Source organism: Leptolyngbya sp. GGD (genome assembly GCF_026735145.1).
Classification (GTDB): Bacteria; Cyanobacteriota; Cyanobacteriia; order Leptolyngbyales; family Leptolyngbyaceae; genus Leptolyngbya; species Leptolyngbya boryana.
In genome coordinates this window covers 187,748-204,542 of record NZ_JAPQKE010000008.1, presented here as the reverse complement: position 1 = coordinate 204,542, position 16,795 = coordinate 187,748, and the positions used below count along the sequence as shown (strand labels likewise).

The window sequence follows — 16,795 nt, the reverse complement described above, 5'->3', positions numbered from 1 at the left end:
GCACAGCCGGACTTAGACCTTCAAGAAGCTGTAAATCGTTTGAGTTGTCAGCAAGTCACAGATCGTAGAAGGCAGACGATGTAACGGGAAGGTTTGACGATCGAGTTGAATCTGGAGTCCAACTAATGGATCACTTCCAGGTGAAACGAGAAACTCCATCTTCTCTAGAGACAGGCCCATCGTAATTTGATCCAACATATCGGCAACAGCGATCGTAAACGGATGCTGCGCAGACTTGTACCACTCGGCATCAGCGGCGATTTCATGCTCAAAGCCTAAATTGATGATCAATGACGATCGATCAAACAGCGCGAGCGCCATCGGTCGAGTTTCTTCCTGTAACATCAAATCCCGAGCTTTCGCCACATGCCGTAATTTCTCAAGCAGCGCATACCGCTCGGTCACAGAATTCAGATCATCTCGTAAGTTGATCGAAATGGTTGCTAAGTAAGTGCGAAGAAATAAATGCCCTAATTTTTCTGCTTTCGTCGCCAAATAGCCAGAATTGTAAGTCGTCGCTTCTGTTAATAAAGGAACGCGATCGATCATTTCCAATCCATAGCCTTTAAGTCCTGCAATCTTGCGCGGATTATTGGTGACTAGACGAATCTGTTTTACCCCCAGATCGTTCAAGATCTGAGCGCCCACTCCGTAATCCCGCAAATCTGCTGGAAATCCTAGCTTTTCATTGGCTTCAACGGTATCGAGTCCCATGTCTTGCAGCGAGTAGGCTTTCAGCTTATTCACTAAACCAATCCCTCGCCCTTCTTGTCTCAAATACACGACGACACCAGAACCGTTATGCTCAATCATCTTCAATGCAGCTTCCAGTTGCACTCGGCAATCGCAGCGCAATGACCCTAAAGAATCGCCAGTCAAACATTCTGAATGGACGCGCACCATCACAGGCTGGTTTGAAAACTCGGCGGGATCACCTTTGACGATCGCCACATGCTCTGTATTGTCGAGCAGATTCCGATAGCCATAAATCTTAAAGTGCCCAAATTGGGAAGGTAAATCAGCAACCGTTTCTCGATGTACAAATCGTTCATGCTTTAACCGATAGCTGATCAGATCGGCGATGCTGATAATTTTTAAATCATGCTCACGGGCGTAGTCGATAAGCTGTGGCAACCTTGCCATCGACCCATCTGGGTTTTGAATTTCACAGATCACACCCGCCGGATATAAACCTGCCAAGAGAGATAAATCGACCGCTGCCTCAGTATGTCCTGCACGTTTCAGAACACCGCCGCTGCGTGCACGGATCGGGAAGATGTGTCCGGGACGACGTAAATCAGTCGGACGCGTGTCGGGATCAAGAACAGCCTGGATTGTTTTAGCGCGATCGTCGGCGGAAATCCCGGTCGTGACGCCGATCCGAGGAGACGCATCAATACTGACAGTGAAAGCCGTCTGATTCGTATCCGTATTTTCTCGAACCATTAAAGGGATATCTAGCTCATCGAGCCGTTCTCCCGTCATAGCGAGACAGATCAGACCTCTAGCATAAACTGCCATGAAATTAATCATGTCAGCCGTGGCAAACTGCGCGGCGCAGATGACATCCCCCTCGTTCTCCCGGTTCTCATCATCGACAACAACGATCGCTTTTCCGATTTTCAAGTCGGCGAGGGCATCATCGATCGAATCGAAGGTAAACGGTTGGGTATAGGTTGGTTGAGACGATTTAACAGAGAAGTTCAAGGCGACCACACCGTAAAGTTTCTTGAAGCGGACTTATCTTTGATTGTAATTCTTTTGACTACGGAACTCATCGTCTAATTGTAATTCTTTTTACGCAGAGGGATGGGCAGGAGGCAAGCATCGCACGCTACACTTCTAAAAATCAATACGTAGGATATTGTACAGATCCGTAAGATTTATGAGAAAACCAGTGAGTATTCACATTCGTCAATTCTCTGAAGTCGTATCGAGCGAAGCAGTTTTGATTGAAGTGTGACCATAGATTAAAAATGCAAGTGTAACGGCTGAAATCTGTCGAGATCGGCTTTGAGAATTTCACGATCGGCATTACAATGCAGCAAACATTAAGGTGATTCACAGAAGGTCGAAGGCTATGGGTGATTCAGAACGGATCTCCGTCGGGATTATAGGCGCATCAGGTTACGGAGGAGTTCAACTCGTTCGCCTGTTGCTGGATCATCCGCGCCTGGAGTTGGCTTATTTGGGCGGCGATAGTACTGCGGGACAGGATTTCTCTGCTCAGTATCCTCATCTTTTTTACGCAGTACAACAGCCGATCGAAGCAATTGATCTCGATAAAATTGCTGAACGTTGCGATGTCGTTTTTCTTTCTTTGCCAAATGGTTTGGCACTGAAGATGGCTCCAACGTTGCTAGAGCGCGGCTGTAAGGTTTTGGATCTGTCAGCCGACTATCGTTTTTCGGATTTGTCAGTTTACAAGCAGTGGTATGGCGGCGATCGTACCGATGATGCCGTCGCTGAAACGGCAGTCTATGGCTTGCCGGAGTTGTATCGCGATCGCATTGCTGGAGCGAATTTAGTCGGTTGCCCGGGATGTTATCCGACCGCAAGTTTGTTGGCGTTGTCTCCTTTGCTAAAGCAGGGATTGGTTGATCCAGGAACTGCAATTATTGATGCGAAGTCTGGGACTTCTGGCGGCGGGCGAGTTCCCAAGACTGGCTTCCTACTCGCCGAGGCGGATAATTCGCTTGGGGCTTACGGTGTGGCGCGGCATCGTCATACCCCAGAGATTGAGCAGATTTGTAGCGATCTGACCGGGCATGATGTGCTTGTTCAGTTCACACCGCATTTAATCCCAATGGTGCGCGGGATTTTATCCACAGTTTATGCAACGTTGCGCGATCCAGGATTGGTGCGGGATGATTTGCTGACAATTTATGGGGCATTTTATCGATCGTCACCTTGGGTGAAGTTGTTGCCCAGTGGAACCTATCCGCAGACCAAATGGGCATGTGGAACAAATCTTTGCTATATCGGCATTGAAGTCGATCAGCGAACGGGCAGAGTGATTGTCATGTCCGCGATCGACAATTTAATGAAGGGACAGGCAGGGCAGGCAATTCAATGTCTCAACATCATGATGGGATGGGATGAAACTCTAGGATTGCCGAAGTACAGCTTTTATCCTTAATGCAGTGCTAGGTGAACTCTATCAATCAAGACATTATTCGGAAGTTGGATGATCTTTAAACAAGCGATCGTGTTGTGGATCATAAAGTCGCGATCGCGCGTTTAAATTCACGCCTTCAGACCCATAAGGAACAGTTGCAGCACTCAAGGCAGGACTAATCACATAAAGGGTTGTCCGAATTAGATTTTCCTGTTGGGTCACTTCTGCCATTTGAGCAAGAGGAACGACTCGAATTTTTTCATCTTCCCAACCTAAGCGAAAACAAATTGCAACCAGCGTTTCGGCTGAATAGTGTTGCAGAAGTTTGTGCTGAGCAGTTTCAACATGGCGCGCACTGAGATAGAGACAAAGCGTTGAGCGATGGGCTGCCAATGACGAAAGTTCTTCGGATTCTGGCACCTGAGTCCGTCCGCTAATGCGAGTCAGAATGATCGACTGCACTAAGCCTGGAACGGTAAATTCAACTCTCAACCGCGCAGCCGCTAACTGATAAACACTAATGCCTGGAATGACTTCAAAAGGAATATCCGCATCAAATAGTGCCTGCATTTGTTCTTGGATAGCACTGTAAAGACAAGGATCGCCGGAATGAAGCCGGATCACCGATTTGTGCGATCGCACTCGATCAATCAGAATCGGCAAAATCTCTTCTAAAGTCTTATCTGCTGTCGGAATCACCTCAGCATCAGCCCGAATCCCCTCAAGAATTTGAAGAGGAACTAAGGAATCAGCGAATACGATCGTATCTGCCTGAGCTAAAAGTTTTTGCGCTTTTACCGTCAGTAAATCGGGATCGCCTGGTCCTGCACCGACAATATAAACTGCGGGAGAGAGAGGGATATCATCCATAGCAATTTTCACCGCGAAAAAGCAACGATCGCATTCTGTCCCCCGAATCCAAAACTAAAACACAGAACATTTTCTAATTTTGCGGTCTGAGCCGATCGCGCGATCGCTAACTCAAACTCTAATTCTCGCAAACCTACATTCGGTGGCACAATTTGCTCTTGCAAAGCCATCAAACAAAACGCCGCTCCCAAAGCACCCGATCCACCCAAAGTATGTCCGGTCGCTCCCTTCGTCGAACTGACCCAAACCGAATCGGAAAAACAGCGCTGAATTAACTGGGCTTCATTGCGATCGTTCAATTGGGTAGACGTTCCATGAGCGTGAATGTAGTCAATCTCTTGGGGTCGAAGCTGACTCCGCTCCAAACAGTGTTGAACCGCAGCGATCGCGGCTCGACTCTCAGGCTCCGGCGCGCTGACATGATACCCATCCGCCGTCAGTCCAGCCCCCAAAATTCGTCCATAGATTTTGGCATTTCTTTGAGCGGCTAACTCCGCCGACTCCAAAATCAAAACTGCCCCACCTTCTCCTAATACTAAGCCTTGTCGATCTACATCGAACGGAAACGCTCCCTCTCTCGCTAAGGCTCCCATCCGTTCAAATCCAATCAGGGTCAGAGGAGTAATGGGTGCTTCGATCGCTCCACAAATGACACGATCGCACTGTCTACTGCGAATCAATTCCGCCGCACGCGCGATCGCCCAAAGTCCAGTCGCACAGGCGGCCATCGGAGCCAACACAATCCCTTGAGAGCCGACCATCTGAGCCGTTGCGATCGCCGCCACATTGGGCAACGTATTCAACCAGTTTGACATCTCCCCTTGCCCTGCCGCTAACTTTTCCCACTGCATCTGGTTGCCACGACTTGACCCCAGCACAATCCCACAGTCAAACAAAGGTGATTCTAATCCTGCATCCTCGATCGCATCTGCTACAACCTGTCGCGTCAACGTTAAAATCTCACTCGGCTGTTGTTCAATCAATGCGATGGGTTTCGACTCCACACACGAAAAAGGCTGGTAGAACTGAATGCCTGATCGCATTTCTACCAACCCTTTCCAACTCGACATTAGATTTCCCAACGCTGAGACTAAACCAATCCCAGTAACAACGACATCCATTGAGTAGTTCGCAAGGTTAAACGTGAAAAACGAAGTTGGGGAATGAAGAAACCACTCCCAACTCTTCATTTTCTCACTAGGGTGAAGTCGTCGGACTTGGAGAAGGACTTGCGCTTGGACTCGCCGCTGGACTCGCCGAACCTCCCTTTAAATTTTCTAATCCCTGAGTGACCTTCGCAGATTCAATACGATCGCCCTGTTGAATCTTATCCACCGTCTCCATTCCCTGGGTCACATATCCAAACACGGCATAATCGCCATCTAGGAATTGCAAATCTGCCAACGCGACATAGAACTGTGATGAAGCCGAATCCGGAGACTGCGATCGCGCCATCGCGACTGCTCCACGAGTATGTCTAAGTTTCGGTGGAACATTCACCCCAGCTTCTCTAAATGTACGGCTATAAATCGGCTCTTTTGCATCTCGGGGCGTAATTTCCAATGGAATGTCTCGCGGTTGCTGAGTTGCTGGATCAATAAATCCACCTGTTCCCAAGCGATCGAGCGGTACATTCGGATTCTTACTTTGAGGATCGCCACCCTGCACTACAAACGGTTGAGGTTCCCGCACTACACGATGAAACACCAATCCGTCATAAACCTTGCGGTTTACCAAATCGACAAAGTTTCCGGCTGTAATCGGTGCACTGGTTCCATCTAATTCCATTGTGATGGGCGCACCTTTCACCGTCATCACCACGGTTGCTTTTCCTTCTAAGCGAGGCAGTGTCGTTGCCGTTGGCGAACTTGTTGCTGGTGTAGAAGGGCTTGGAGTAGGCGATCCGGTTGGAGCGGCAGAAGTTTCCGGTTGAGAATTACACCCAACTAAGGCAAACATTGTGATGACCAATAAACATACAAGCCAATTCTGGAGTTTTGTCTGCATTTCTAGATACCTATTCCAACAAAAAGCCAACTAACATCTTACGCACATTCGCGCAAATGAAGCATAAAAAAGCTTGTAGATTCCACACCCACAAGCTTTTCTATACATTCATCAGTTTCTATCAACAGAATTCATCATCTGTAAGCTGCGTCAACGTTTGCTACAGCATCGTAAATCCGCCCTTATAAACCTTCTAAGGGAACACTTAAAAACTTCGCCAATCCTGCTGCTTCGTTCTCTAATTCTGCTAGTGTCATCGGCTGTCCGACGCGAGTCAAAGGAATATCGCGCATTCCTTTCACTTTCAAGTACAGCGATCGTCGAGGATTGACCCCTTCTCTCAGCGTCACTTTCACTGCCTGAACATCCGAAGTCTTCAAATCAACTTCAACCTTACGATTTTTTCCAGGAAAACCCCAGCGAAAGATTTTGACTTCGCCTTTCTCTTTGTTAAATTCGTTGTAACCGCCGCCTAAATCCCAAGAAATCGTCAACCATAAATAGGTTGCCAACAATAATCCAGCCGTGCCATAAAAGCCCATCACGAGTCCTTGCGGCACGAAGACAAGCTGAGTCGGATCAGAAAACGGCAAAAAATTCGTTTTGGTATAGCTAGAAATTGAAGCTAGGAAGAATCCAGTCGCTCCTACTGAAACAACCGTTGCCCAAAAATAGTTACTGAACCGCCGCGCACCTAAGACTGGCTGCCTCAAAACAAGGCTTTCTGAAGATGATGTGGTTTGTGCCGCCATAGCGCTTTTACTACCTAAAAAACTTACAAAATCTCAAATTCATTGATCGCGTCAAACCGTATCCCAGCCCGATCTACAATCTTACAGACAATCTTAATTAGTATACCGCCTGCAACACTTCGTTAAGTACAAGTAAACATAAGTATAGTTACTCATTGACAATCGAGCGTTCTCATAAAGCGATTCAAAGACTGAAATGCTGAAAAGCCTGATTTGTTTAGCGATCGCAAAAAAGTACAAAAAAATTATGCTGAGATTCGACGTGTCGGTTTGTAAATTTTCTAATTTCTCTTATTATATATAGGCATATAAACTCGTTCACTCTAGACAGCCAGCAGTTTTTATTAAGCTAGAGGATTTTGATTCATGACCATCGCAGTAGGTCGCGCGCCGCAGAGAGGAGTCTTTGACGCTCTCGATGACTGGCTCAAACGCGACAGATTCGTCTTCGTCGGTTGGTCGGGCATCCTGCTCTTCCCCTGTGCCTTCCTGGCACTCGGCGGATGGATGACCGGAACCACCTTCGTTTCCTCGTGGTACACCCACGGACTCGCGTCCTCGTACCTCGAAGGCTGTAACTTCCTCACCGTCGCAGTCTCCACCCCCGCTGACAGCTTAGGACACTCCTTGCTGTTGCTGTGGGGACCCGAAGCCCAAGGCGACTTCACCCGCTGGTGTCAACTCGGCGGTCTGTGGACATTTGTTGCCCTACACGGCGCCTTCGGACTGATTGGCTTCTGCCTGCGCCAACTTGAGATTGCTCGGTTGGTGGGCATCCGTCCGTATAACGCGATCGCGTTTACGGGTCCGATTGCCGTGTTCGTGTCGGTGTTCTTGATGTACCCCTTGGGACAATCGTCCTGGTTCTTTGCTCCCTCGTTTGGGGTAGCTGCCATCTTCCGCTTCATCTTGTTTGTGCAAGGGTTCCACAACTTCACCTTGAATCCGTTCCACATGATGGGCGTGGCGGGGATTCTCGGGGGTGCGCTGCTGTGTGCGATTCACGGAGCGACTGTAGAGAACACCCTGTTTGAAGACGGCGAAGGCTCTAGCACGTTCCGGGCGTTCAACCCGACCCAAGCAGAAGAAACGTATTCGATGGTGACGGCGAACCGCTTCTGGTCGCAGATCTTCGGGATTGCGTTCAGCAACAAGCGCTGGTTGCACTTCTTCATGCTGTTCGTGCCTGTGACCGGGTTGTGGATGGCGTCGGTGGGCATCATCGGCATTGCGCTGAACTTGCGGGCGTATGACTTCGTGTCGCAAGAGCTTCGGGCCGCTGAAGACCCAGAATTCGAGACGTTCTACACCAAGAACATTCTGCTGAATGAGGGCATCCGGGCATGGATGGCATCTCAGGATCAGCCTCATGAACACTTTGTATTCCCCGAAGAGGTTCTTCCCCGTGGTAACGCTCTCTAATACTTCTTTCGCAGGCAACCGCGACCAAGAATCATCTGGATTTGCTTGGTGGGCAGGTAATGCTCGTTTAATCAATCTCTCTGGTAAATTACTGGGTGCTCACGTCGCCCACGCAGGTCTGATCGTTTTCTGGGCAGGTGCAATGACCTTGTTTGAGGTTGCGCACTTTATCCCCGAGAAACCGATGTATGAGCAAGGTTTGATCTTGCTGCCTCACTTGGCAACCCAAGGTTGGGGTGTTGGACCGGGTGGCGAAGTGATTGACACCTTCCCTTACTTTGTCGTCGGTGTTTTACACCTAATCTCTTCCGCAGTACTCGGTCTGGGTGGAATTTACCACGCAGTTCGTGGACCGGAAACGCTTGAAGAATATTCGTCTTTCTTCGGCTACGACTGGAAAGATAAGAACCAAATGACCAACATCATTGGCTATCACTTGATCCTGTTGGGTCTAGGTGCATTGCTGTTGGTGATTAAAGCAATGTTCTTCGGCGGAGTCTACGATACTTGGGCACCGGGTGGTGGTGATGTTCGTGTGATCACGAATCCCACATTGAACCCTGCTAAGATCTTCGGCTATCTCACCAAAGCTCCTTTTGGTGGAGAAGGCTGGATCATCAGCGTGGACAACATGGAAGACATCATTGGCGGTCATATTTGGATCGGGTTCATCTGTATTGCAGGTGGAGTCTGGCACATCTTGACCAAGCCTTTTGGTTGGGCACGTCGCGCGCTGATTTGGTCAGGTGAAGCTTACCTTTCCTACAGCTTGGGTGCGTTGTCTTTGATGGGCTTCATTGCTTCTGTCTTTGTTTGGTATAACAATACGGCTTACCCCAGTGAATTCTACGGTCCGACGGGTCCTGAAGCGTCTCAAGCGCAAGCGATGACCTTCTTGATTCGTGACCAGAAGTTGGGTGCGAACGTTGGTTCTGCTCAAGGTCCGACAGGTCTTGGTAAATACCTGATGCGCTCTCCGACGGGTGAAATCATCTTTGGTGGTGAAACCATGCGTTTCTGGGATTTCCGTGGTCCTTGGTTAGAGCCGCTACGGGGTCCGAACGGTCTTGACTTGAACAAGATCAAGAACGATATCCAACCTTGGCAAGTTCGCCGCGCGGCTGAGTACATGACTCATGCTCCGCTGGGTTCGATCAACTCCGTGGGTGGTGTTGCAACGGAAATTAACTCGTTCAACTATGTGAACCCTCGTGCTTGGTTAGCGAGCTTCCACTTCATCATGGGCTTCTTCTTCTTGGTTGGTCACTTGTGGCATGCAGGTCGCGCACGCGCGGCTGTTGCTGGCTTCGAGAAAGGAATCAACCGTGAGACTGAGCCTGTATTGTCGATGCCGAACCTTGACTAATTTCTAGTCAGTTCGATTTCAAAGCCCTCGCCTCGTGCGGGGGCTTTTTGTGTAGAATCTCTATCAAGTCGGATGTAAGTTCTGATGCGATCGCTGTGGAATAGAGCTATCCAACTTGAAAGTTTAGAAGAATGATGACTTTATTTTTTCTGATCGCGATCGCTGCAATTCTTGGCGCGATCGTGTCTGCATCTCGCACTTATACAAAACTCAAGTTACAGCCCAATTCTGTTCAAGAAGCCATTGCCCCAGAAGCTCCGAAACTTCAGCCTGATTTAGACTCTGAAGGTGCAATTCTGTCGATGATTCCACAGCCTACACCTGATATTCCTTTGGCGACATCGCTGAGAATTTCAGAGGTGATTGATCCGAGCTTAGAGACTGATTCACCCCCAGAAGCAACGCATCATTCCCAACCTGTTCTCGCAGAACTTGAGCAGTTAGAACAGGTTGAGGAAACGTTGAATCAGCTGACGAGCAAGGTCATCGATCCAGATCCATTCATGCGATTGGCGGTTGCGGTTGAATTGGGAGAGTTGGCAAAACGAGGGCAAGCGGTTGATCGAGTCGTGACCCTCTTGAATCGATTGATAGAAGATGCTGATTTAGAAGTTCGAGTCCAAGCAGGAGCATCTTTAGCAATGCTTCCGAATGCTCTAATTTAGTAGCATTCACAGGGCTGCTTTTGAGGTTGCAGACGCGCCAAGATTTGCTGCAATACGATTGCAGTCCAATCAATATCTTCTTCGGTTGTCTGTTTTCCTAACGTAAGCCGGATACCTGATTTCGCAACACGATCGTCATAACCCATCGCCTGCAAAATCGTACTGGGGCGCAATGTTCCGCTACTACAGGCAGCCCCTGCACTAATTCCAATGCCCGCAAGATTCATTTGTCGAACTAACACTTTGCCATTCAGCGTCTGCCCATCTGCCTCGGGTAAGCAGAAGCTGACATGATGCGGGAGCCGATGCACCCGGTCTCCGGTCACGACTAAGCCAGAAACATTAGATAGCGCATCAAATAAGCGATCACGGAGCCGAATCAAGCGAGGAGTTTCGATCGCTAATTCTTGAGCGATCAACTCGGCTGCAATGCCAAAACTTGCGATCGCTGGCAGAGCTTGCGTGCCCGATCGCAGTTTTGCTTCTTGTCCGCCACCATTGAGCAGCGGCAGAAGTTTTACCCCAGGACGCACATAAAGTGCTCCAGCTCCCTGAGAGCCGTAAATTTTATGACTTGACAGTGACAGTAAATCAATCGGTAAGTGCTGAACATCGATCGGCAATCGTCCCGCAACCTGGACAGCATCGGTATGAAAAACTGCACCATGATCATGAACAATCTGACCCAATTGGGCGATCGGTTGAAGTGTTCCAACTTCGCTTTGACCATAGATGATCGACACTAAAACGGTGTTGGATTGAAGCGATGCTTTTAAATCTGCGGGATCGGCTTGTCCAAGTCGATTCACTGGCAGTCGAGTCACTTCCCAACCCCACTGTTCTAGAAGGCTTGCAGGCTCAGAAGTGGCGGAATGTTCAACACTAGAAATAATGATATGTTGAGGCGTACGGTACTGCTGAGCGATTCCCATCACCGCAAGATTATTTGACTCTGTTCCACCCGAGGTAAAAACAATTGACTCTTCGGGTGCATTAATTAGACGAGCAACTTGAACGCGCGATCGCTCTAGAATCGTTGCCGCACGCTGACCCCACTGATGCAAACTCGACGGATTGCCCCATTCCTCCGTCAGGACTTGTTGCATTGCTGCGATCGCTTCGGGTCGCGTGGGCGTAGTTGCACTATAGTCGAGATAAATTTGCATGAGTGGGGGTTGCCAAAGATGGGTACGCTACAGGTGCTATTCGATGCGAATGCATCGAAAGTAGCACGTTGATGTTGTGCGAGAATCTAGCTTGTGGTCAGACTGAATCACCTTATCCAGTTTAGTCTCTGTACGCTCCTATTTGCGGGATGCCGAGCAGCTTCATCTTCGATCAGTGTGCGCCCACTGCCACAAGATCCCAACATCCAAGTCTTTACGAATCAAGCAGCGACCTCTGAATATACTGAGCCGTATCGCAAAATTACAAGGGCGGGCGATAACTTAGAAGAAGTTTTAATCGATACGATCGCACAGGCAAAGTCGAGCATTGATGTTGCTGTTCAAGAATTTCGATTGCCTAATGTGGCGAAGGCATTGCGCGATCGCGCAGCAGCAGGCGTGACTGTTCGAGTGATTCTCGAAAATCAGTACGCTCGTCCTTACAGCAGTTATTCTGCCGCAGAAGTTGAGAAATTGCCGGAGCGAGAAAAAGCGAGATATCAGGAATCCAGAACGCTGATCGATCAAGATCAAGATGGACAGTTAAGCCTGACTGAAATTCAGGATCGAGATGCCTTAGTGATTTTGGATGTTGCGAAGATTCCTCGGATCGATGATCGAGCCGATGGCAGCCGAGGCAGTAACTTAATGCACCACAAATTCATAGTTGTGGATGGAAAGACTACGATCGTGACTTCGGCAAACTTCACGATGTCAGACGTACACGGAGACTTTGCTCGTCCTAGCAGCCGCGGCAATGCTAATAATTTGCTGAAGATGGAAAGTGTGGAAGTTGCACAGGCTTTTACAGCAGAATTTGAACTCATGTGGAGCGATCGCAAATTTGGCGTGAAAAAGCCATTTCGTCCAGCACAGCAGTTCAAACTGGGCGAGAGCGTGATTTCCTTGCAGTTCTCACCCAATTCCAGAACGATTCCCTGGGAACAAACACCCAATGGTTTGATTGCCAAAACGCTTCAGCAATCCACGCAAGCGATCGATTTAGCGTTGTTTGTGTTCTCGGATCAGGATTTGGTTAATACGATCGAAGGAAAATCAATTCGGGCATTAATCGAACCCAGCTTCATGTATAGACCTTTCAGCGAAGGTTTAGATATGTTAGGCGTGGCGCTAAGTAATAACTGCAAGTGGGAAGTCAATAATCGTCCTTGGCAAAATCCCATCAAGACAGTTGGAGTGCCGCAACTTCCGCCCGGTGATATGTTGCATCACAAGTTTGGAATTGTAGACGGACATACCGTGATTACAGGGTCTCATAACTGGACGCTTGCCGCGAATCGTGGAAATGATGAAACGGTTATCGTGATTCGGAATCCGGTAGTTGCAGCCCATTTTCAACGAGAATTTGATCGACTGTATGCAAATTCAGTTCTGGGGATTCCTCCAGCAATTCAGCGCAAGGTTGAGGCTGAACAGAAACAATGTCCTCCACCAAGCCAATCTCGCACCGGGTTAGTCAATCTCAATACTGCAACTCAGGCAGAGTTAGAAGCATTGCCAGGAGTTGGTTCAGGATTAGCGAAACGAATCATTCAAGCCCGTCCATTTCAATCCTTGGAAGATCTCGATCGTGTGCCTGGAGTCGGTAAAAAGTTAATGGAACGATTGCGCGATCTTGTGACCTGGTAGGAGACTTAACTGATCACTCAAGCTCTAATGTTCACGCATACCGTCCAAGTTTTAGAAACCTTCGATCGTACACAGTGCCTCTCGCAATTCCAAAGCGTTTTCCCAGTAACCTTCTGCCCTTCTTCCCGTTTGAAGAATTAATCTCAAACTATAAGCATTCGGAAATCCTTCCACCTCTAGCCAGATGCGATCGCTCTCTAATTCGCAAGCGATCCTCTCTTCATCCATCAACTCTTGAGCGATTTGTTGAAGGGTCTCATGCAGTTGTTCGCTCAAGCGACGAAAATCATTCCATTCCTGCTCGGTTAGTTCGATCGCCCAATCTTCTCCACCGACTAAGCCTTTAAATTCAGGAGCCGCAGCATCCCAACCTAATCGCCAACCTGCACCCGTTTTCAGAATCCGGCTCATCGAGGGGTAAAGACATTCACTAACGACTGAATCAAGGCATCGCGCTGTTTGCGATTCAACTTTTGGATAATCGCACGATCGCTTTCAAAGGGATTTTTGCGGAGATTTTCAGCCCCAGGATAAGTACTTGCGCTCATTAGTTCATTTGCGCCCAGAAAATCCGCGATCGTATATTTCCAGTCCAGCCGATAATTCACCGGACGACCTTTGATGAAATAGTGATAACGCACCAAACGACTGACTAAAGTGTTGTTGGGATCAACCTTGCCCGTTTCACGATTCACGTATTGATTTTCGAGCGGGAGATCCGGATTGTCTTTGTATACTTGCTGCCATGCTTCCTGAATCCGAGTCGGGCGAGAACCAGGCGTTTGGGCGAGAGCAGGCGAACTCAAGAACAGCGTGACGAGACTGAGAGTAATAAAGCGCTTCATAAGACTGATCAAAAAATAAGGGCAATTGCTTGCCCCAAATTCAGGATTATTCGCCGATAATTTCGGGCTGTGTCAGTTCATCCGACATTTCGATAATGGCTCGCATCACAGGCTTCATCATCGGATCATCTCCACTGTCAAAATCTTCAAAACGGCGGCGTTTGGCGCGATTTGCAACTTGAACAGTGATCCGGTAACGGTTAGAAGCAGCGCTAATCAAGTCATCGGCGCGGCGCATCAGTTGAACCGTGTCAAAGGTGGGACGTTTATGTAAGGATCCAGATTTTGCCATCAGTGTTCTCTCAGTAAAGAATTCGGAGGTATTTCGATCTTCAAAGCTTGTGTAAAGTTTTGAAAAATTTCGTTTAGAGTGATAGAGTCCGAATTAGCTCAGACTCTATTAATAGCGCAGACCTGTTTCATTCGCACAAGATTCATGCAGATTTTGGTTTCTCCCCCAATCAATTCTACGGCTCCTCCAGTGTCTTCACTGCGAATTTTGGCATTAGGCGATAGCCTCGTCTATGGATTTGGTGATCCAGAAGGTGGAGGTTGGGTAGAGCGACTCAGACGACGCTGGATGAGTCCGGGAGAGGCAAACCACGCCCTTTATAACTTGGGAGTGCGAGGAGATGGGGTGCGGCAGGTCGCACGGCGATTAGAGGTCGAATTTCATCACCGCGGAGAATTGCGAAATCGCGTTCCGGATTTGATTATTTTGTCGGTTGGGGTGAACGATTCGCCACGAGTTGGCAAGCTGGATGGAAAGAATTTAACGCCGTTTGAGACTTTTCAGGTTGAAATGGCGGATTTACTCGATCGAGCCAGTAAGCTCTGTCCTGTTTTGTTTGTTGGCATGGTTCCAGTAGACGAAGCGAGAATGCCGTTTCTGGACTGTATGCATTACAACCATAAAGATCAGAGTCGCTATAACGCAGCCATTCGATCAGCATGTGAGGCAAGAAAGATCCCGCATTTAGATCTGTTCGAGACTTGGAGATCGAGAGGATCAACTTGGTGTCAGCAGCAATTTACTGAAGATGGATTGCATCCCAATGTCAGTGGATATCAGGCATTATTAGAAGATATTTCGAGTTGGGATGCGTTTCGCAAGTGGATTGAGAGATGACAGTTTTAGTGGTAGCAACCGGAAATCCGGGCAAAGTGAAAGAGATTGAGCCGTATTTGTCTGGGCTGAATTGGGAATTACGGTTGAAGCCGCCAGAATTGGAGATGGAAGAAACGGGAACGACGTTTCAGGAAAATGCGGCTCAAAAAGCGACGCAAGTTGCGATCGCGACCGGACAATGGGCAATTGCCGATGATTCGGGATTGGAAGTCATGGCATTAGACGGTAGACCCGGCGTGTATTCGGCTCGGTATGCAGAGTCAGACCAAGCTCGAATTGCGAAATTATTGGGTGAATTGGGAGATGCCACCGATCGGCGGGCACAGTTTGTTTGTGCGATTGCGGTTGCAAAACCAGATGGCACGATCGCGCTTTTGACCGAAGGATTCTGTCCGGGTGAAATTTTAACCGCTCCGAGAGGCGAAGGCGGATTTGGATACGATCCGATTTTTTACGTGCCAGAGCAGAGAATGACGTTTTCTGAGATGCCGTTAGAGGTTAAGCAGGAAATTAGTCACCGTGGGCGGGCTTTCCAGGCGATTTTGCCGCAGATGAAAGCGCTTAAAGTGTGAGCGACAAAGAGAAAAGGGCTTGGAATTTTCCAAGCCCTGGTTGATAGGCATTGACTAGCAAAGCGAAAAATTATTCTGCTTTCGCTTTACGTTTGCGGGCAGAGTAAGCACCAACTGCGCCCAGAGCGAGCAATCCAGCAGCAGAAGCGGGTTCTGGAACGGATTCAGCAGGCGGCATATCAGTGACATCAGCAACCGTCAGCTTGGTGCGGAAAATGGTGTAGCGATTATTATCACGCTTGTCACCGGATGAATTGGTTGTGGTGTTGAGGAATTCTGCTGCTTGAGTCACTTCCGAAATCCGTCCCCAAGGACGAGTTGAACCATCGTTCAAGCCTCGGCTACGAGCAGAAATCCAATTCGCATTCGAGATTTCCCAGTTCAACTCAGCATTACCGGGTGTGTGTCCCCAGTCACCGGGGTTTGTGCCTTTCTGAGTAATGACATACTCCCACGCATCCGGTTTCGAGAGTAAGTTGTAAGTCTTGCTGTCTTTGTCTTTGAAGCTGAACTCGCCGACCCAAGACTCGTCTACACTGCGATCGTCCCAAACGACGACATACAAATAATCATTGGAGTCCATTGTGAAATCCCAAGTTTCGGCATGTGACCAGTTGTAGCCGCCCGTGCTGCCATTGGGACCATACTCATTGCGTCCGACGAAGTTTAAGCGGTCGCCCGTGCTGCTGCCATGAAAGAGTCCGTAGTGATTATCAGCAGTTAGCGTAGCCCGACTCGTGAGGGAAGCTGCAAACGCTTGACCTGCGTTTGAGAGTGCGATCCCCATTGCAAGAATTGCTCCAGCAATGAACTGTTTTCCAGAGAGAGACATGCCTGTAGCTCCTTGAGATGAATGCGTTCATACTGGCATCTCAGTGTTTTAGTGTGTATGTTTTTACACTCTTCTTGTTTCTTTACTGATGTAATCCCAGGCGTTTTTGAGGAGGAAATAAATTTCTTGCATAGTAAAAGAGATCGCTTCACATTCTCCTTGTAAACCCGGAGATAAAATTAGATTAATTTCAATATTTAAGCAATTAAGAATAGATTTTATTCAATGATCAATCCGTAAGATTGATGAGAAGGCACTAGAAATACAGGAAAGATGATGCGACTTCTATCGTATTTTTCGCTGATAAAAGATTCTATTCTTGCTAAGAATGCGGAGCAAAATCAGCTTGAATCTCCGCAGTGGCGAAATTCCTGACAGAATAGATAGATGTGATTTTTTCT

General features: G+C 48.3%; 17 protein-coding genes. 7 read left to right on the top strand and 10 right to left on the bottom strand.

Annotation, left to right across the window (positions count from 1 at the left end; genetic code table 11):
- Positions 1-12: 12 nt before the first annotated feature.
- Positions 13-1,716: a bifunctional 3,4-dihydroxy-2-butanone-4-phosphate synthase/GTP cyclohydrolase II gene (gene ribBA / locus OU814_RS26750; protein WP_017288954.1), complete on the bottom strand. Its 1,704-nt coding sequence runs from the start codon at positions 1,714-1,716 to the stop codon at positions 13-15.
- A gap of 364 nt (positions 1,717-2,080) precedes the next feature.
- Here ribBA and argC point away from each other — a divergent pair, with 364 nt between their 5' ends.
- Positions 2,081-3,139 carry an N-acetyl-gamma-glutamyl-phosphate reductase gene (gene argC / locus OU814_RS26745; RefSeq protein WP_017288955.1) on the top strand — a complete coding sequence of 353 codons (1,059 nt, stop codon included), beginning with the start codon at positions 2,081-2,083 and terminating at the stop codon, positions 3,137-3,139.
- 33 nt (positions 3,140-3,172) lie between these two features.
- Here the strand turns inward: argC and cobM are convergent, their stop codons facing one another.
- The 4 genes from cobM to OU814_RS26725 all read right to left on the bottom strand — a co-directional run bounded on the left by cobM (position 3,173) and on the right by OU814_RS26725 (position 6,747).
- Positions 3,173-3,988, bottom strand: a complete 816-nt coding sequence (gene cobM / locus OU814_RS26740) for a precorrin-4 C(11)-methyltransferase (protein ID WP_268242663.1) — start codon at positions 3,986-3,988, stop codon at positions 3,173-3,175.
- Positions 3,989-3,996: 8 nt separating this feature from the next.
- Entirely contained in the window at positions 3,997-5,178 is a 1,182-nt protein-coding gene (locus tag OU814_RS26735; RefSeq protein WP_326498332.1) for a beta-ketoacyl-ACP synthase, read from the bottom strand.
- 7 nt (positions 5,179-5,185) lie between these two features.
- A complete protein-coding gene (locus tag OU814_RS26730; RefSeq protein WP_017288958.1) occupies positions 5,186-5,947 on the bottom strand; it encodes a peptidylprolyl isomerase in 762 nt (253 codons plus the stop codon).
- A gap of 230 nt (positions 5,948-6,177) precedes the next feature.
- Positions 6,178-6,747: a photosystem I assembly protein Ycf4 gene (locus OU814_RS26725; protein ID WP_017288959.1), complete on the bottom strand. Its 570-nt coding sequence runs from the start codon at positions 6,745-6,747 to the stop codon at positions 6,178-6,180.
- A 366-nt stretch (positions 6,748-7,113) separates the two neighbouring features.
- Between OU814_RS26725 and psbD the strand changes: the two genes are divergently transcribed.
- The 3 genes from psbD to OU814_RS26710 all read left to right on the top strand — a co-directional run bounded on the left by psbD (position 7,114) and on the right by OU814_RS26710 (position 10,200).
- Positions 7,114-8,169, top strand: coding sequence for a photosystem II D2 protein (photosystem q(a) protein) (gene psbD / locus OU814_RS26720; RefSeq protein ID WP_017287122.1), 1,056 nt, complete (start codon positions 7,114-7,116; stop codon positions 8,167-8,169).
- Positions 8,153-9,535 carry a photosystem II reaction center protein CP43 gene (gene psbC, locus OU814_RS26715; protein WP_017288960.1) on the top strand — a complete coding sequence of 461 codons (1,383 nt, stop codon included), beginning with the start codon at positions 8,153-8,155 and terminating at the stop codon, positions 9,533-9,535. The genes psbD and psbC overlap by 17 nt, the downstream gene beginning before the upstream one ends.
- A gap of 134 nt (positions 9,536-9,669) precedes the next feature.
- Positions 9,670-10,200 (top strand): hypothetical protein, encoded by a 531-nt coding sequence (locus OU814_RS26710; protein ID WP_268242662.1) that lies wholly within the window; start codon positions 9,670-9,672, stop codon positions 10,198-10,200.
- Here OU814_RS26710 and OU814_RS26705 read toward each other — a convergent pair.
- Positions 10,197-11,366: a cysteine desulfurase family protein gene (locus OU814_RS26705; protein WP_268242661.1), complete on the bottom strand. Its 1,170-nt coding sequence runs from the start codon at positions 11,364-11,366 to the stop codon at positions 10,197-10,199. The genes OU814_RS26710 and OU814_RS26705 overlap by 4 nt on opposite strands.
- 177 nt (positions 11,367-11,543) lie before the next feature.
- Here OU814_RS26705 and OU814_RS26700 point away from each other — a divergent pair, with 177 nt between their 5' ends.
- Complete coding sequence (locus OU814_RS26700; protein WP_268242660.1) at positions 11,544-13,016, top strand: phospholipase D-like domain-containing protein; 1,473 nt, start codon at positions 11,544-11,546, stop codon at positions 13,014-13,016.
- Between the two features lie 51 nt (positions 13,017-13,067).
- On the opposite strand, the gene OU814_RS26695 is transcribed toward OU814_RS26700, so the two are convergent.
- Genes OU814_RS26695 through OU814_RS26685 form a run of 3 tightly spaced genes read right to left on the bottom strand, consistent with a single transcriptional unit; the run spans position 13,068 to position 14,153 of the window.
- A complete protein-coding gene (locus tag OU814_RS26695) occupies positions 13,068-13,427 on the bottom strand; it encodes a DUF1818 family protein (protein WP_017288964.1) in 360 nt (119 codons plus the stop codon).
- Positions 13,424-13,861, bottom strand: coding sequence for a hypothetical protein (locus tag OU814_RS26690; protein ID WP_190653203.1), 438 nt, complete (start codon positions 13,859-13,861; stop codon positions 13,424-13,426). Before OU814_RS26690 ends, OU814_RS26695 begins: the two co-directional genes overlap by 4 nt.
- Before the next feature lie 46 nt (positions 13,862-13,907).
- A complete protein-coding gene (locus OU814_RS26685; RefSeq protein ID WP_017288966.1) occupies positions 13,908-14,153 on the bottom strand; it encodes a DNA-directed RNA polymerase subunit omega in 246 nt (81 codons plus the stop codon).
- Between the two features lie 144 nt (positions 14,154-14,297).
- Here OU814_RS26685 and OU814_RS26680 point away from each other — a divergent pair, with 144 nt between their 5' ends.
- Both OU814_RS26680 and rdgB read left to right on the top strand, forming a co-directional pair.
- Positions 14,298-14,990 carry a GDSL-type esterase/lipase family protein gene (locus tag OU814_RS26680; protein WP_268242659.1) on the top strand — a complete coding sequence of 231 codons (693 nt, stop codon included), beginning with the start codon at positions 14,298-14,300 and terminating at the stop codon, positions 14,988-14,990.
- A complete protein-coding gene (gene rdgB / locus OU814_RS26675; RefSeq protein ID WP_017288968.1) occupies positions 14,987-15,562 on the top strand; it encodes an RdgB/HAM1 family non-canonical purine NTP pyrophosphatase in 576 nt (191 codons plus the stop codon). Before OU814_RS26680 ends, rdgB begins: the two co-directional genes overlap by 4 nt.
- 70 nt (positions 15,563-15,632) lie before the next feature.
- Here the strand turns inward: rdgB and OU814_RS26670 are convergent, their stop codons facing one another.
- Positions 15,633-16,394, bottom strand: a complete 762-nt coding sequence (locus OU814_RS26670; protein WP_017288969.1) for a PEP-CTERM sorting domain-containing protein — start codon at positions 16,392-16,394, stop codon at positions 15,633-15,635.
- Positions 16,395-16,795 lie beyond the last annotated feature (401 nt).

Bases quoted from the DNA above. Each gene is read 5' to 3' on its own strand.
- argC (WP_017288955.1), top strand. From the start codon at position 2,081: ATGGGTGATTCAGAACGGATCTCCGTCGGGATTATAGGCGCATCAGGT.
- cobM (WP_268242663.1), bottom strand. From the start codon at position 3,988: ATGGATGATATCCCTCTCTCTCCCGCAGTTTATATTGTCGGTGCAGGA.
- OU814_RS26735 (WP_326498332.1), bottom strand. From the start codon at position 5,178: ATGAAGAGTTGGGAGTGGTTTCTTCATTCCCCAACTTCGTTTTTCACG.
- OU814_RS26730 (WP_017288958.1), bottom strand. From the start codon at position 5,947: ATGTTTGCCTTAGTTGGGTGTAATTCTCAACCGGAAACTTCTGCCGCT.
- OU814_RS26725 (WP_017288959.1), bottom strand. From the start codon at position 6,747: ATGGCGGCACAAACCACATCATCTTCAGAAAGCCTTGTTTTGAGGCAG.
- psbD (WP_017287122.1), top strand. From the start codon at position 7,114: ATGACCATCGCAGTAGGTCGCGCGCCGCAGAGAGGAGTCTTTGACGCT.
- OU814_RS26710 (WP_268242662.1), top strand. From the start codon at position 9,670: ATGACTTTATTTTTTCTGATCGCGATCGCTGCAATTCTTGGCGCGATC.
- OU814_RS26705 (WP_268242661.1), bottom strand. From the start codon at position 11,366: ATGCAAATTTATCTCGACTATAGTGCAACTACGCCCACGCGACCCGAA.
- OU814_RS26695 (WP_017288964.1), bottom strand. From the start codon at position 13,427: ATGAGCCGGATTCTGAAAACGGGTGCAGGTTGGCGATTAGGTTGGGAT.
- OU814_RS26690 (WP_190653203.1), bottom strand. From the start codon at position 13,861: ATGAAGCGCTTTATTACTCTCAGTCTCGTCACGCTGTTCTTGAGTTCG.
- OU814_RS26685 (WP_017288966.1), bottom strand. From the start codon at position 14,153: ATGGCAAAATCTGGATCCTTACATAAACGTCCCACCTTTGACACGGTT.
- OU814_RS26680 (WP_268242659.1), top strand. From the start codon at position 14,298: ATGCAGATTTTGGTTTCTCCCCCAATCAATTCTACGGCTCCTCCAGTG.
- rdgB (WP_017288968.1), top strand. From the start codon at position 14,987: ATGACAGTTTTAGTGGTAGCAACCGGAAATCCGGGCAAAGTGAAAGAG.
- OU814_RS26670 (WP_017288969.1), bottom strand. From the start codon at position 16,394: ATGTCTCTCTCTGGAAAACAGTTCATTGCTGGAGCAATTCTTGCAATG.